The organism is Pseudomonas sp. O230, from assembly GCF_045447035.1.
Lineage (GTDB): Bacteria > Pseudomonadota > Gammaproteobacteria > Pseudomonadales > Pseudomonadaceae > Aquipseudomonas.
The window spans coordinates 37117-51165 of record NZ_JBJGXN010000001.1; the positions used below are offsets into that span (position 1 = coordinate 37117).

The following is a 14049-nucleotide window of genomic DNA, read 5'->3' on the forward strand; positions in this document are numbered from 1 at the left end:
ATAAATGGCAACTCATGAGCACTATTACGTACCGGCCCAAAGCAAATGGCCGATCATCGCCACGGTTGGCATGTTCGTCACCGTGTTCGGTCTGGCGACCTGGTTCAACGACCTGAAGGCCGCGCGGCCGGAATCCCACGGCCCGCTGATCTTTTTCGTCGGCGGCCTGCTGCTGGCCTACATGCTGTTCGGCTGGTTCGGCACGGTGATCAAGGAAGGTCGCGCAGGGTTGTACAGCGCGCAGATGGATCGCTCGTTCCGCTGGGGCATGAGCTGGTTCATCTTCTCGGAAGTGATGTTCTTCATCGCCTTCTTCGGCGCGCTGTTTTATGTACGCCATGTCTCCGGTCCGGCCCTCGGCGGTGAAGGCACCAAAGGGATCGCGCACATGCTCTGGCCGAACTTCGAGTTCGTCTGGCCGCTGCTGAACAATCCCGACTCGAAACTGTTCCCGCCGCCCAAGGAAGTCATCAGCCCCTGGGGCCTGCCGCTGCTCAACACCATCTTGCTGGTCAGCTCCAGCGTCACCGTGACCATCGCCCACCACGCCTTGAAAAAGGGCCATCGCGGCGCACTGAAAATCTGGCTGGCGATCACCGTGTTGCTGGGCTGCGCGTTCCTCGGTTTTCAGGCTGAAGAATACATGCATGCCTACCACGAACTGGGTCTGACCCTGGGTTCGGGCATCTACGGCGCGACCTTCTTCATGCTCACTGGTTTCCACGGGGCCCACGTGACCATCGGCACCCTCATCCTGTTCGTGATGCTGATGCGGATCATGCGCGGGCACTTCGATAACGAGCACCAGTTCGGCTTCGAGGCGGCGAGTTGGTACTGGCACTTCGTGGACGTGGTGTGGATCGGGCTGTTCGTTTTCGTCTACGTGCTCTGAGGCTTTACCAAGGCGCAGTAGAGACTAACTGGCCGCTGAAAAAACCCCAGGCGATCAAGCCGACGGTGATGGCGGCCAGGGCAACACGAACACTCAAGGCAATGACGAGGCGGTTCGAGCTGCTGTCGTCCTTGACCAGAAAAAACAGGCCGCTGAACAGGCTGACAACCGTGGCAATCAGCATCAGGACGATGGCTGCTTTGAGCATGGTGAGACTCCGGGGGTAAGGCGATGCATTTGAGTATAGCTATCGCGATGACCGACTTTCTGGCGCTGCCATGAAGCGCTTTCGGCCGGGCATCGTGCCGACGCTGGTGGTCGCACTCCTGCTGCCGCTGCTGGTGTCGCTCGGCTTCTGGCAACTGAACCGGGGCGCGGAGAAAAGCGCGCTGCTGCACACCTACGCCGAGCGCCGTGCCGCCGAACCGATGGCGAGCACCGAGCTGCAACACACCGACGACCCAGCGTTCCGCCGCGTCCGCCTGCACGGCCAATTCGATGGCGCGCATAGCCTGCTGCTGGATAACCGCCAGCGTGACGGCAAGGTCGGCGTCGAACTGCTGCAACCGTTTCAGGATCAGGCCACCGGGCTGTGGCTGCTGGTCAATCGCGGCTGGCTGCCGTGGCCGGACCGGCGCACACCGCCGCAATTCACCACGCCGACTCAGGCGTTAAGTCTTGATGCCTGGGTCTACGTTTCGCCCGGCGCGACGTTTCAACTGCATGCCGATCCGAACACCGCCACCTGGCCTGAATTAGTCACCGCCGTTGAGCCCGCGAGGCTCTGGAAGGCGCTGGACCGTGAAGGGTTTGCCTACGAATTGCGCGCAGAAACCGGACCCGCGACTTACCAGGCCGATTGGCCGGTGGTGGCCATGGGGCCGGAAAAACACATCGCTTATGCCGTGCAGTGGTTCGCCATGTCGATCGCCCTGCTTGGCCTTTTTATCTACCTCGGCTGGCACAACGCAAAGGAGAAACACCATGGGAGCGGCCATGAATCCACCCAGCATGTCTGAGGCGAAAACGCCGGCAAACCGGCGCAAGGGTCGCTTGCAGTTGTTGCTGATCCTGCTCGGGGTGATCGGTCCGATGATCCTCGCCACCGGCATGTACAAGTTGCAGTTCTGGGTGCCGGAGGGTCGCAGCTATCACGGCGAACTGATCGGCAACGGCCAGACCCGCGCCGACCTCGGCGTGCAGGCGCAAGAGGAACGCTGGCAGATACTGGTCACTGCGCCGAAGGATTGCTCGGTGGACTGTCAGCAACTGGTGTATCTGGCGCGGCAAATCCAGATCGGCCTCGGTCGCGATGCCTCTCGTGCCAGCCACGCCTTGGCCGCCGCGCAACCGCTGAGCAGCGACTACGAAGCCAAGCTGAACCGCGAATACCCGCAACTGCAGCGCTTTCCCATGGACCTGACCACCTTCAGTAAGACCACCGGCGACAAAACCGTGCCGCAACTGTGGATCATCGACCCGCACGGCAATCTGGTGCTGCGCTACGACCCGACGGTGAAGGGCAAGGATCTGCTCAACGACCTGCGCCATTTGCTGAAACTGTCGAACATCGGATAAGGGCATCGTCATGGCCAAACCTGGATTTCGCCTCGCGCTGTTTGCCACCCTGCTGGCACTGATTGTGGTGCTGCTCGGCGCCTACACCCGCCTGACCCACGCCGGCCTCGGTTGCCCGGATTGGCCGGGTTGCTACGGTTTTATCAGCGTGCCGAAAAGCGAAGCCCAACTGGCCCATGCCGAACTGCACTTTCCCGATGCGCCTGTTGAAGCGCACAAAGGCTGGAACGAGATGGTCCACCGTTACTTCGCCGGCACGCTGGGGTTGCTGATTTCGGTGTTGGCCGGTCGCGCGTGGGTGCATCGTCGTCATCCGGGGCAACCGGTGAAGTTGCCGTTGTTTCTTTTGGCGGTAGTGATTGCCCAAGCGGCGTTCGGCATGTGGACGGTGACGCTCAAGCTCTGGCCGCAAGTGGTGACGGGGCATTTGCTCGGTGGTTTTGCCACGCTGAGCCTGTTGTTCCTGCTGACATTGCGCCTGTCCGGCGTGCTGCCGGCGCTGACCGTGCCCCGGCGTTTGCAGTACTGGGCGACGGCCGGGTTGTTGCTGGTGATCCTGCAAATCGCCCTCGGTGGCTGGGTCAGTTCCAACTACGCGGCGGTGGCCTGCATCGATTTCCCGACCTGCCATGGGCAATGGCTGCCGCCGGCGGACTTCGCCAATGGCTTTCACCTGACCCAACACATCGGCCCCAATTACCTCGGCGGACAACTGGACAGCGATGCCCGCACCGCGATTCACGTCACTCACCGCATCGGCGCGCTGCTGGTGACGCTGGTGCTGCTCGGGCTGGCGTGGCAGCTGAAAGTCGTCGGCATGACGCGCCTCGCCGGGCTGGTGCTGATCGCCCTCGCCGCCCAAATCACCCTCGGCATCAGCAACGTGCTGTTCCACCTGCCGCTGCCGGTGGCTGTTGCGCACAACGCCGGCGGCGCCGCGCTGTTGCTGACGATGGTGCTGGTCAATTACCACGCTCGAACCCGTCTGGTTCGGGTCAAACAGCAATCCCCTGTGCGCTGGCGCTTCAGCCCGCGTAAACATTCAGCCGGGCCCATAACAATAAAAGGAGAGATGCCATGGCGACTCTGATCGGCGCACGTCACAGTCAGGCGATCTGGCGTGACTACCTGGAGCTGACCAAGCCAAAAGTGGTGGTGCTGATGCTCATCACCTCGCTGGTCGGCATGTTCCTCGCGACCCGCGCCGGGGTGCCGTGGACGGTGCTGGTGTTCGGCAACCTGGGGATCGCCTTGTGCGCTGGCGGTGCGGCGGCGGTGAATCACGTGGTGGACCGGCGCATCGACGCAGTGATGGCGCGCACCCACAAACGTCCCTTGGCCGAAGGCCGGGTCTCACCGACGGCAGCGCTGACGTTCGCCTTGGTGCTGGCGGTGCTGGGTCAGGCGTTGCTGCTGGCCTTCACCAACCCGCTGACCGCTTGGCTGACCCTCGCCTCCTTGCTCGGTTACGCGGTGGTCTACACCGGTTTCCTCAAACGCGCGACGCCGCAGAACATCGTCATCGGCGGCCTCGCCGGTGCCGCCCCGCCGCTGCTTGGCTGGACGGCTGCCACCGGCCACATCAGCGCCGAACCGCTGTTGCTGGTGCTGATCATCTTCGCCTGGACCCCGCCGCACTTCTGGGCTCTGGCGATTCACCGCAAAGAGGAATACGCCAAGGCCGACATTCCGATGCTGCCGGTGACCCACGGCGAGCACTACACCAAGATTCATATCCTGCTTTATACCTTCGCACTGCTGGCCGTGAGCCTGATGCCGTACGTGATCCACATGAGCGGCATGCTTTACCTGGTTTGTGCGTTGGGACTGGGCGCAAGGTTTCTGCAATGGGCCGTGGTGCTGTACCGTGGCACTCGGCCGCACGCAGCGATCAACACGTTCAAGTACTCTATTTACTACTTGTTCCTGCTGTTTATCGCGCTGCTCGTAGACCACTACCTACTGTTGAACCTATGACTCGAACCCAGAAAACCGTCTTCATCCTTGTCGCCCTGATCGCGCTGGTCCTGGGCCTGACCATCAACAAAGTGCTGTCCGGCAAAGGCCAGGGCGACCCGACCGCGTTGATTGACGCCGGGATCATCCTGTTGCCGCAAAGCCGTAACCTGCCGGACGTGACGATGACCGATCAGGACGGCAAACCGGTGGCGGTCAACGCGCTGAAAGACAAGTGGAGCCTGCTGTTCTTCGGCTACACCTTCTGCCCGGACATCTGCCCGACCACCCTCGCCCAACTGCGCCAGATCAAGAGCGAACTGCCGCCCGAGGCTGTGGATAAATTGCAGATCATTCTGGTCAGCGTCGATCCGAACCGCGACACCCCCAAGCAGCTCAAGCAATACCTGGGTTACTTCGATCCGCAGTTCCTGGGCCTGACGGCGGCGTCGGTGGACGACATTCAGAAACTGGCCAACGCGGTGAGCATCCCGTTTATTCCGGCGGACACCAGCAAGCCGAACTACACGGTTGACCACAGCGGCAACCTGGCGGTGATCGGGCCGGACGGTACACAGCGCGGGTTTATTCGCGCACCGTTGAACAACGCGAAGTTGGTGGCGCAGTTGCCGGTAATGCTCAAACGCAAATAAGCGACGCGAAACCCTGTAGGAGCCCGGCTTGCCGGCGATGGCGATCTCACGGACGCCATCGCCGGCAAGCCGGACTCCTACAGGCACTGTGTTTCAGGCATAAAAAAATGGGGCGCATTCAATGCGCCCCATTTTTCGTTCAAGCGGTAGATCAGAACGCCGGCACGACCGCGCCTTTGTACTTCTCGAGAATGAAGGCTTTCACTTCCGGGCTGTGCAGCGCGGCAACCAGTTTCTTCATGTCTTCGCTGTCTTTGTTGTCCGGGCGGGCAACGAGGATGTTCACGTACGGCGAGTCGCTGCCTTCGATGACCAACGCATCCTTGGCCGGATCGAGCTTGGCTTCCAGCGCGTAGTTGGTGTTGATCAGCGCCAGGTCGACCTGGGTCAGCACGCGCGGGATGGTCGCGGCTTCCAGTTCGCGGATTTTCAGGTCCTTGGCGTTCTCGGTGATGTCCTTGACGGTCGACAGGATGTTGTTCGAATCCTTCAACTTGATCAGGCCAGCCTTGGCCAGCAGCAACAGCGCACGACCGCCGTTGGTGGCGTCGTTCGGGATCACCACTTTGGCGCCGCCCGGCAGTTCGGTCAGCGCTTTGTATTTGCTGGAGTAAGCGCCCAGCGGTTCCAGGTGCACGCCGGCCACGGAAACCAGATGGGTGCCCTTGGCCTTGTTGAACTCATCAAGGTACGGCTGGTGCTGGAAGAAGTTGGCGTCCAGACGTTTCTCGGCCACTTGCACGTTCGGCTGAATGTAATCGGTGAAGACTTTGACCTTCAGGTCCACGCCTTCTTTGGCCAGTGCCGGCTTCACGAATTCGAGGATTTCTGCGTGCGGGACCGGGGTGGCCGCGACGGTCAGGGTGTCGGCGTGAGCGGAAAAGGCTGCAACGGCAGCAAACGCGACGAGTAATTTTTTCATTCAGCTAACTCCTTGTGAATATCCGCTTGCGGCGCCCGCCAGCGAATGGCCTGCTCATAAATTATTTGCGCGAGAAGTGTACGACCAACTTGTCGCCAACGGTTTGCAACACTTGAACCAGCACCAGCAGCAACACCACCGTGACGACCATCACGTCAGTCTGGAAGCGCTGGTATCCGAAACGGATCGCCAGGTCGCCCAGACCACCGGCGCCGACCACACCGGCCATCGCCGTGTAGGACACCAGTGTAATCGCTGTCACCGTAATCGCCGCGAAGATGCCCGGGCGGGCTTCCGGCAGCAAGGCATTGGTGATGATCTGACGTGTCGTCGCGCCCATGGCCTGGGTCGCTTCGATGATGCCGCGATCCACTTCACGCAAGGCGGTTTCCACCAGACGCGCGAAGAACGGCGTGGCACCGACCACCAGCGGCGGAATCGCACCGGCGACACCCAGCGAGGTGCCGGTGATCAACACGGTGAACGGGATCATCACGATCAGCAAAATGATGAAGGGCAGCGAACGCAGGATGTTCACCACCAGCGACAACATCGCGTACACACCTTTGGCTTCCAGCAACTGACGCGGGCTGCAAAGGAACAACAACACTCCCAGCGGAAGGCCCAGCAGCACGGTGAACAACAGCGAACCGCCGAGCATCAGCAGGGTATCGCCAGTGGCCAGCCAGATTTCGAACCAGTCGATATTGGAGAAGAAAACTGTAAGGGCTTCCATCAACGCAGCACCTCCATATGAACGTCAGCCGCGGTGAAGCGGGCAAACGCCGCCTCCATGTCGCCGCCGGTGACCGCAAGGGTCAGTTGCCCGTAGGGAATGTCTTTGATGCGGTCGATACGACCGGCCAGGATGCTGTAGTCCACGCCCGTTTCGCGAGCGACGGTTCCCAGCAATGGCGCGTAGGTCGCTTCGCCCTGGAAGGTCAGACGCACGATGCGACCTGGCACATGAGCGAAATCGTCACGCTGCTCGCTTTCGTCGATCTGCTCGTCTTCCTGGACGAAGCGTTTGGTGGTCGGGTGTTTCGGGTGCAGGAACACCTCGGCGACCGAACCTTGCTCGACGATCACGCCAGCGTCCATCACGGCCACCTGGTCGCACACGCGACGGATCACATCCATCTCGTGGGTGATCAGAACGATGGTCAGTTTCAGTTCGCGGTTGATCTCGGCCAACAATTGCAGGACCGACGCGGTGGTCTGCGGGTCCAGGGCGCTGGTGGCTTCGTCGCACAGCAGGATTTTCGGCTTGGTTGCCAAGGCGCGGGCGATGCCGACGCGCTGCTTCTGGCCACCCGACAACTGCGCCGGGTACTTTTTGGCGTGGTCGGACAGCCCCACCCGCGCCAACAACTCGGCCACACGCTGGTCGATCTCGCTGCGCGACAGTTCACCCGCCAGGGTCAGCGGCAACGCGACGTTGTCGGCCACGGTCTTGGATGCCAGCAGGTTGAAGTGCTGGAAAATCATCCCGACCTGCTGACGGAAGCGTCGCAAGCCGTTGGCGTCCAGCGCCGTGACTTCTTCGCCGTCGACGATGATCTTGCCGCCACTGGAGTTCTCCAGGCGATTGATCAGACGCAGCAGAGTACTTTTTCCCGCACCGGAATGACCAATCAGGCCGAAGACCTGACCGTTCTCAATCGACAGACTGGTCGGGTGCAGGGCGGGAATATCCTTACCGGCGACGCGGTAGGTTTTGTGGACGTTTTGAAACTCGATCACGTAGCGAACCTTGTGGGGCGCGTTGAAAAAGGATCAGCGGTTAGCCGGGCGCGCATTTTAGCCTGTCCGTATAGAGGTTATTAGCATTTATTCCGCATTCAACCTTCGATTTGGCAATAACGCGATCAAAGGTCAGAAAAAAAGGAACGGCTAAAAACCCCATCAGTCACTAATAGGGCAACTCGAAAACGCCCCCGGTGCCGTGCCTGGGGCATGCATAAGCGTCCTGGCTACGGCAGGAATCGCAACGAGGAGTCTACGACTGATGAGTACTAAAAAACCTGCCGCCCCCAAAAGCGCTCTGGCCGGGACCGAAACTCTCGACCGCGGCAACACCAATACCAAGCTCGACAGCCTGGAAAAATTTCGCTCCGACGCCACCGAACAGGCCCTGCGCACCAACCAGGGCGTGAAGGTGTCGGATAACCAGAACACGTTGAAGGTCGGCGCTCGCGGGCCGTCGTTGCTGGAAGACTTCATCATGCGTGAAAAAATCACGCACTTTGACCATGAACGCATTCCCGAGCGCATCGTCCACGCCCGCGGCACCGGCGCTCATGGTTACTTCCAGAGCTATGAAAACCATTCTGTGCTGAGCAAGGCTGGTTTCCTGCAGGATCCGGGCAAGCAAACCCCGGTGTTCGTGCGTTTTTCTACCGTTCAGGGGCCACGCGGGTCAGGCGATACCGTGCGCGACGTACGGGGTTTCGCCGTGAAGTTCTTCACCGACGAAGGCAACTTCGACCTGGTGGGCAACAACATGCCGGTGTTTTTCATACAGGACGCGATCAAGTTTCCTGACTTCGTGCACGCAGTAAAACCCGAGCCACACAACGAAATGCCTACCGGCGGCTCGGCACATGACACCTTCTGGGATTTTGTCTCGCTGGTGCCGGAGTCGGCGCACATGGTGATCTGGGCAATGTCCGACCGGGCGATCCCGAAAAGCCTGCGCAGCATGCAGGGCTTTGGCGTGCACACGTTTCGGCTGATCAACGCCGAGGGCAAATCGCGCTTCGTCAAATTCCATTGGCGCCCGACTGCCGGCACGTGTTCGCTGGTGTGGGACGAAGCACAGAAGCTCGCCGGCAAGGACACCGACTACCACCGGCGCGACCTCTGGGAGTCCATCGAGATCGGCGACTACCCGGAATGGGAGCTGGGCGTGCAGATCATCGAAGAGGAAAACGAGCACAGTTTCGACTTCGACATCCTCGACCCGACCAAACTGATCCCGGAAGAACTGGTGCCGATCACGCCACTGGGCAAAATGACGCTGAACCGCAACCCGGACAACTTCTTCGCCGAAACCGAACAAGTCGCCTTCTGCCCGGGACACATCGTGCCGGGGATCGACTTTTCCAACGATCCGCTGCTGCAAGGTCGGCTGTTTTCCTACACCGACACGCAGATCAGCCGACTCGGCGGGCCGAATTTTCACGAGATCCCGATCAACCGTCCGGTGGCGCCGTTCCATAACGGCCAGCGGGATGCGTTGCACCGCACCACCATCGACAAGGGGCGTGCGTCCTACGAGCCCAACTCCATTGATGGCGGCTGGCCGAAAGAGACGCCGCCAGCCGCTCAGGACGGCGGCTTCGAGAGTTATCCAGAACGTATCGACGCCAACAAGATCCGTCAGCGCAGCGAGTCGTTCAGCGACCACTTCTCTCAGGCACGCCTGTTTTTCCACAGCATGAGCAAGCACGAGCAGGAACACATCATCTCGGCTTACAGCTTCGAGTTGGGCAAGGTTGAGCGAGAGCACATCCGCGCCCGCGAGGTGAACGAAATCCTCGCCAACATCGATCTGGAACTGGCCAAACGCGTGGCGCAAAACCTCGGCTTGCCCGCTCCGAAAGCCGGGACGGTCGAGGTGCGCAAAGTCTCACTGGATCGCTCGCCAGCGCTAAGCCAGGCAAATCTATTGCCGGGCGATATCAAAACCCGAAAAGTGGCGATTCTGGCGGCCAATGGGGTTGATGGCGCCGCCATCGATGCCATGAAGAAAGCGCTGATGGCAGAAGGTGCGCACGCCAAATTGCTCGGCCCGACTTCGGCGCCGGTGACCACCGCTGACGGCAAGACGCTGCCGGTGGATGCTTCGATGGAAGGGCTGCCTTCGATTGCCTTCGACGCGGTGTTCGTGCCCGGTGGCGCGGCATCCATCAAGGCGTTGAGCGGTGATGGCGTGGCGCTGCACTACGTGCTGGAGGCTTACAAGCACTTGAAGGCAATCGCGCTGCAAGGCGAGGCGAAGCAGTTGCTGGATGTGTTGAAGCTGGAGGCTGATGCGGGGTTGATCGTGGGGACGGATGCCAAATTGATCAAGCCGTTTTTCGCCGCGATCGGGCAGCATCGGGTGTGGGATCGGGAGCCTAAAGCCAAGGCGATTCCGGCTTAAGATCTTTGTTGTTTGAAATGACGCTATCGCGGGCTTGCCCGCGATGCTTTTAAGGCTTGCGAGGGCTCAGAACCATCTGCGCCGGAATGTTGCGCAGGATCTGTTTCTTCAGATTCAGGTCAAACCCCGAATCCAGCTTCTTTACCCGTTTGGTCAGCAGCGTCGCCAACCAAGGGTAGTCCTGCGTACGTGGCGCCTGAATGCTTACGTCACACTGATAATTCACCACATCCGTGGCGATAGCGTCGAGTTGCCGACGAAGTTTGCCCATATCGATGAGGTTCAACTCAACCGTGGTGCTTTCAGCCGTCGGATCAATCACTTTCGCCTGCGGCTTGGCCTCGGCAGCCTTCAGTGCTGCTTCGGCTTTATCCAGCTCAGCCTTGCGCGCGTTGACGATGGCATTGTTGACCCCGCCGGTCAGCGCTGGCGCCTTGGGCATCAACACCCGCGCGCGGCTCAGCGCTGTCGCGGCAGCGTTCACATCGCCTTTTTGCAGCACGATCTGACTGCGCAACAGATAGGCCTCGGCCAACTGACGCTGGTATTGCTCAAGGGATTGATCGTTGGGTGACTCGGCCTGCAAGGCCGCCAATTGACCTTCGGCAGTGGCCAGTTCGCTGCTCGCGAGGCTTTGCTCGAGCTGTGCGATGGCCGTGGCCCGCGCATCAGTGGCCTCGGTGGCCGCCGGTGGCGTGCTTTGGCATGCGCCCAGTAGCAGCGAAAATGCGACAAGGAGCAGATAACGGGAGGCGAACGGCTTCATTCCTGCGACTCTCTATTTGCGCAAAAAACGAGCAAGTCTACACCCCTCGGCGGGGCAGGACAAAACTCAGCAGAAACAGTGCGGCGGCCGTCACAACAATCGATGGGCCCGCCGGGGTGTCCTTGAACCACGACAACGCCAACCCGCCACACACGGCGAGCATGCCCAGCAGGCTCGCGCCCAGTGCCATCTGTTCCGGCGACCGGGCGTGACGTTGTGCCGCAGCCGCGGGGATGATCAACAGCGAGGTAATCAGCAACACGCCGACGATTTTCATCGCCACCGCAATGACCACGGCGATCAGCAACATCAATGTCAGGCGCAACGCCGGCACTGGCAGACCTTCTACCTTGGCCAACTCTTCATGCACCGTGATCGCCAGCAATGGCCGCCACAACGTCACCAGCAACACGAGAACGCCAGCGCTGCCGCCGAGAATCCAGGCCAGATCCGTCGGGCTGATCGCCAGCAGGTCACCGAACAGGTACGCCATCAGGTCGATCCGCACTTCGTGCATGAAGCTTAGTACGACCAGCCCCAGAGAGAGCGTGCTCGGTGCGAGAATTCCCAAAAGCGTGTCGGACGCCAGCGGCTGACGCTGTTGCAAAGTCACCAACAACACCGCCAACAGCAAACAACCGACGGTGACCGCCACCGTCGGACTGACATCCAGCAGAAAGCCCAATGCCACGCCGAGCAAGGCTGCATGGGACAGGGTGTCGCCAAAATAAGCCATGCGCCGCCAGACCACGAACGAACCCAACGGGCCCGCCACCAATGCCAGGGCCAGACCTGCAAGCAGGGCGTAGAGCAGAAAATCAGCCATGCTTGCAGCCATCTCCGTGAACGTGAGGTTGGGCCGCCGGGGCCGCGCTGACCACCGAACCATGCAGATCATGGGCGTGGTCGTGATGGTGGTGATAAATCGCCAGGCTTTGTGCGTTCTTTCCGAACAGCTCGACGAAAGCCGGATCGCCGCTGACTTGCTCGGGATGGCCTGAACAGCAGACATGACGGTTGAGGCAGACCACTTGATCGGTGGTGCTCATCACCAAATGCAAATCGTGGGAAACCATCAAAACGCCGCAACCATGACGGTCACGCAGACGGGTGATCAGGCTGTACAGCTCGGCCTGCCCGGCCACATCGACGCCCTGCACCGGCTCATCAAGCACCAACAGTTCCGGTTCGCGCAGCAGTGCTCGAGCCAGCAGCACGCGCTGCATTTCACCGCCGGAAACACTTTGCACCGGGCTGTCGATCACCTGTTCGGCGCCGACTTCCTTGAGGGCCGCCAAGGCGCGAACACGATCCACGCCTGGCACCAGACGCAGAAAGCGCAGCACCGACAGCGGCAGCGTCGGATCGACGTGAAGTTTTTGCGGCATGTAACCAACGCGCAGTTTCGGCTTGCGCCATACGCTGCCGCTGTCCGGCTTCAACAGACCGAGCACCGCCCGCACGAGGGTAGTTTTGCCAGCACCATTGGGGCCGATCAGGGTGACGATCTGCCCCGGCTCGACGCTCAGCTCAATGTTGTCCAGCACGTTTTGCCCGGCAAACGTGACGGCAACCTGCTCGAGGCGGATCAACGCGTTGCTCATCAAGCCCCCTGGCAACCCGAGCAGAGGCCGACCACTTCGACGGTCTGGCCTTCGACAACGAACCCGACATCCTTGGCGCTGTTGATAATCGCGTCGCTGATGGATTTCTGCTCGAGTTCGATGGCCGCGTGGCATTCGCGGCAGATCAGGAATTGGCCCTGGTGCGCGTGCTCCGGGTGATTGCAGCCAACGAAGGCGTTCAGCGAGGAGATGCGGTGCACGAGGCCGTTTTCCAGGAGGAAATCCAGCGCTCGGTACACGGTCGGCGGCGCGGCGCGGCGGCCGTCCTGCTCACTGAGCACCGCAAGGATGTCGTAGGCACCCAACGGTTTGTGGCTTTGCCACACCAGTTCCAGCACCCGCCGGCGCAAGGCGGTCAGGCGCAGGCCTTGACGTGCGCACAAGGCATCGGCCTCAGACAGTGCGCTATGCACGCAATGAGAGTGGTCGTGGGGACGGCTGGCAATCGGTGTTTTAGGCATGAGCGGCGACGAGTTTTGTGAGAGACGTTATTATGTTACCCGTTCTCGCCTCTTCGAGTGGTCATCGTGTCCCGACTTTTTTCTATCTTTGTCGTATTTGTCGCCAGTTTCCTGCTGATCGGCTCCGCCCAGGCCGAGGTCAAAGTCCTCACCAGCATCAAGCCGCTTCAGTTGATTGCCGCTGCGGTGCAGGACGGTGTGGCAATTCCGGAAGTGCTGCTGCCGCCGGGGGCTTCGCCGCATAACTACGCGTTGCGCCCGTCCGACGTACGGAAGGTGCAGTCGGTGGATCTGTTGTACTGGATCGGGCCGGGCATGGAAGGTTTCCTGCCTCGCGTGCTGAATGGTCGTACACTGCCGAGCGTTGCAGTGCAGGATTTGCCGGGACTGAAATTGCGCCGTTTCGCCGAAGACAGTCACTCGCACGCAGACGAAGCCGACGAGCATGATCACGATCACCGTCCGGGCAGCCTGGATGCGCATTTGTGGTTATCGCCGATCAACGCTCGGGTGATCGCAGCGAAAATGGCCGCGGACCTGAGCACTGCCGATCCGGACAACGCGGCGCGCTATCAGAGCAATCTCAAAGCATTTGATGGCCGTCTCGACGCGCTGGACCTGCGCTTGAAAGCGCGGCTGGCGGGTATCGCGGGCAAACCGTACTTTGTGTTCCATGAAGCGTTCGACTACTTCGAAGACGCCTACGGCCTCAAGCACACTGGCGTATTCAGCGTCGCCGCCGAAGTGCAGCCGGGAGCCCAGCACGTCGCAGCGATGCGGACGCGGTTGCAGGAAGTCGGCAAGACCTGTGTGTTCAGTGAACCGCCATTGCGGCCGCGTCTGGCAGAAACGCTGGTGGCAGGTTTGCCGGTGAAACTGGCGGAGCTGGATGCGCTGGGCGGGTACACGCCGGCGACTGCTCAGGGGTATGAGCAGGTGCTGGAGAAGTTGGGGAATGATTTGGCGGGGTGTCTGGAGTCGTTGTAACCGACACAAAACCTGTGGCGTGAGCATGCTCGCGCCACAGGTGATTGCAGTAATGCCAGTCT

The 14049-nt window shown here is 60.8% G+C and carries 16 protein-coding genes; 8 read left to right on the forward strand and 8 right to left on the reverse strand.

Going from position 1 to position 14049, the window contains the following annotated elements; all coding sequences use genetic code 11:
- The first annotated feature begins 4 nt into the window (after positions 1–4).
- Complete coding sequence (locus ACI77H_RS00205) at positions 5–892, forward strand: cytochrome c oxidase subunit 3 (protein ID WP_407009830.1); 888 nt, start codon at positions 5–7, stop codon at positions 890–892.
- Positions 893–896: 4 nt separating this feature from the next.
- Here the strand turns inward: ACI77H_RS00205 and ACI77H_RS00210 are convergent, their stop codons facing one another.
- Entirely contained in the window at positions 897–1100 is a 204-nt protein-coding gene (locus ACI77H_RS00210; protein ID WP_094469789.1) for a twin transmembrane helix small protein, read from the reverse strand.
- 70 nt (positions 1101–1170) lie between these two features.
- On the opposite strand from ACI77H_RS00210, the gene ACI77H_RS00215 reads away from it, so the two are divergent.
- From ACI77H_RS00215 to ACI77H_RS00235, 5 genes are read left to right on the forward strand one after another with little or no spacing between them, the layout of a single operon-like run.
- Entirely contained in the window at positions 1171–1911 is a 741-nt protein-coding gene (locus ACI77H_RS00215) for an SURF1 family protein (RefSeq protein WP_407009831.1), read from the forward strand.
- On the forward strand, positions 1877–2470 hold the full coding sequence (locus ACI77H_RS00220; RefSeq protein WP_407009832.1) for a hypothetical protein: 594 nt from the start codon (positions 1877–1879) through the stop codon (positions 2468–2470). The genes ACI77H_RS00215 and ACI77H_RS00220 overlap by 35 nt, the downstream gene beginning before the upstream one ends.
- 10 nt (positions 2471–2480) lie before the next feature.
- Positions 2481–3560 carry a COX15/CtaA family protein gene (locus ACI77H_RS00225; RefSeq protein ID WP_407009833.1) on the forward strand — a complete coding sequence of 360 codons (1080 nt, stop codon included), beginning with the start codon at positions 2481–2483 and terminating at the stop codon, positions 3558–3560.
- Positions 3548–4447 (forward strand): heme o synthase, encoded by a 900-nt coding sequence (gene cyoE, locus ACI77H_RS00230; protein ID WP_407009834.1) that lies wholly within the window; start codon positions 3548–3550, stop codon positions 4445–4447. The genes ACI77H_RS00225 and cyoE overlap by 13 nt, the downstream gene beginning before the upstream one ends.
- Positions 4444–5079, forward strand: a complete 636-nt coding sequence (locus ACI77H_RS00235) for an SCO family protein (RefSeq protein WP_407009835.1) — start codon at positions 4444–4446, stop codon at positions 5077–5079. Before cyoE ends, ACI77H_RS00235 begins: the two co-directional genes overlap by 4 nt.
- A 151-nt stretch (positions 5080–5230) precedes the next feature.
- On the opposite strand, the gene ACI77H_RS00240 is transcribed toward ACI77H_RS00235, so the two are convergent.
- The 3 genes from ACI77H_RS00240 to ACI77H_RS00250 form a co-directional block, all read right to left on the reverse strand.
- A complete protein-coding gene (locus ACI77H_RS00240) occupies positions 5231–6001 on the reverse strand; it encodes a MetQ/NlpA family ABC transporter substrate-binding protein (protein WP_407009836.1) in 771 nt (256 codons plus the stop codon).
- A gap of 61 nt (positions 6002–6062) precedes the next feature.
- Positions 6063–6737 (reverse strand): methionine ABC transporter permease, encoded by a 675-nt coding sequence (locus ACI77H_RS00245; protein ID WP_407009837.1) that lies wholly within the window; start codon positions 6735–6737, stop codon positions 6063–6065.
- The gene (locus ACI77H_RS00250; protein WP_407009838.1) at positions 6737–7744 is read right to left on the reverse strand and encodes a methionine ABC transporter ATP-binding protein; all 1008 of its coding nucleotides are present in this window, start codon (positions 7742–7744) and stop codon (positions 6737–6739) included. The genes ACI77H_RS00245 and ACI77H_RS00250 overlap by 1 nt, the downstream gene beginning before the upstream one ends.
- 265 nt (positions 7745–8009) lie before the next feature.
- Here ACI77H_RS00250 and katE point away from each other — a divergent pair, with 265 nt between their 5' ends.
- On the forward strand, positions 8010–10148 hold the full coding sequence (gene katE, locus ACI77H_RS00255; protein WP_407009839.1) for a catalase HPII: 2139 nt from the start codon (positions 8010–8012) through the stop codon (positions 10146–10148).
- A gap of 49 nt (positions 10149–10197) precedes the next feature.
- Here katE and ACI77H_RS00260 read toward each other — a convergent pair whose 3' ends face one another.
- The 4 genes from ACI77H_RS00260 to zur are packed head-to-tail and all read right to left on the reverse strand — an operon-like array spanning position 10198 to position 13000.
- On the reverse strand, positions 10198–10914 hold the full coding sequence (locus tag ACI77H_RS00260; protein ID WP_407009840.1) for a PA5502 family lipoprotein: 717 nt from the start codon (positions 10912–10914) through the stop codon (positions 10198–10200).
- Positions 10915–10951: 37 nt separating this feature from the next.
- The gene (gene znuB, locus ACI77H_RS00265) at positions 10952–11740 is read right to left on the reverse strand and encodes a zinc ABC transporter permease subunit ZnuB (protein ID WP_407009841.1); all 789 of its coding nucleotides are present in this window, start codon (positions 11738–11740) and stop codon (positions 10952–10954) included.
- Entirely contained in the window at positions 11733–12518 is a 786-nt protein-coding gene (znuC, locus tag ACI77H_RS00270) for a zinc ABC transporter ATP-binding protein ZnuC (protein ID WP_407009842.1), read from the reverse strand. The genes znuB and znuC overlap by 8 nt, the downstream gene beginning before the upstream one ends.
- Complete coding sequence (gene zur / locus ACI77H_RS00275; RefSeq protein WP_407009843.1) at positions 12518–13000, reverse strand: zinc uptake transcriptional repressor Zur; 483 nt, start codon at positions 12998–13000, stop codon at positions 12518–12520. Before zur ends, znuC begins: the two co-directional genes overlap by 1 nt.
- Positions 13001–13066: 66 nt before the next feature.
- On the opposite strand from zur, the gene ACI77H_RS00280 reads away from it, so the two are divergent.
- The gene (locus ACI77H_RS00280; protein WP_407009844.1) at positions 13067–13987 is read left to right on the forward strand and encodes a zinc ABC transporter substrate-binding protein; all 921 of its coding nucleotides are present in this window, start codon (positions 13067–13069) and stop codon (positions 13985–13987) included.
- The last annotated feature ends 62 nt before the right edge of the window (positions 13988–14049 follow it).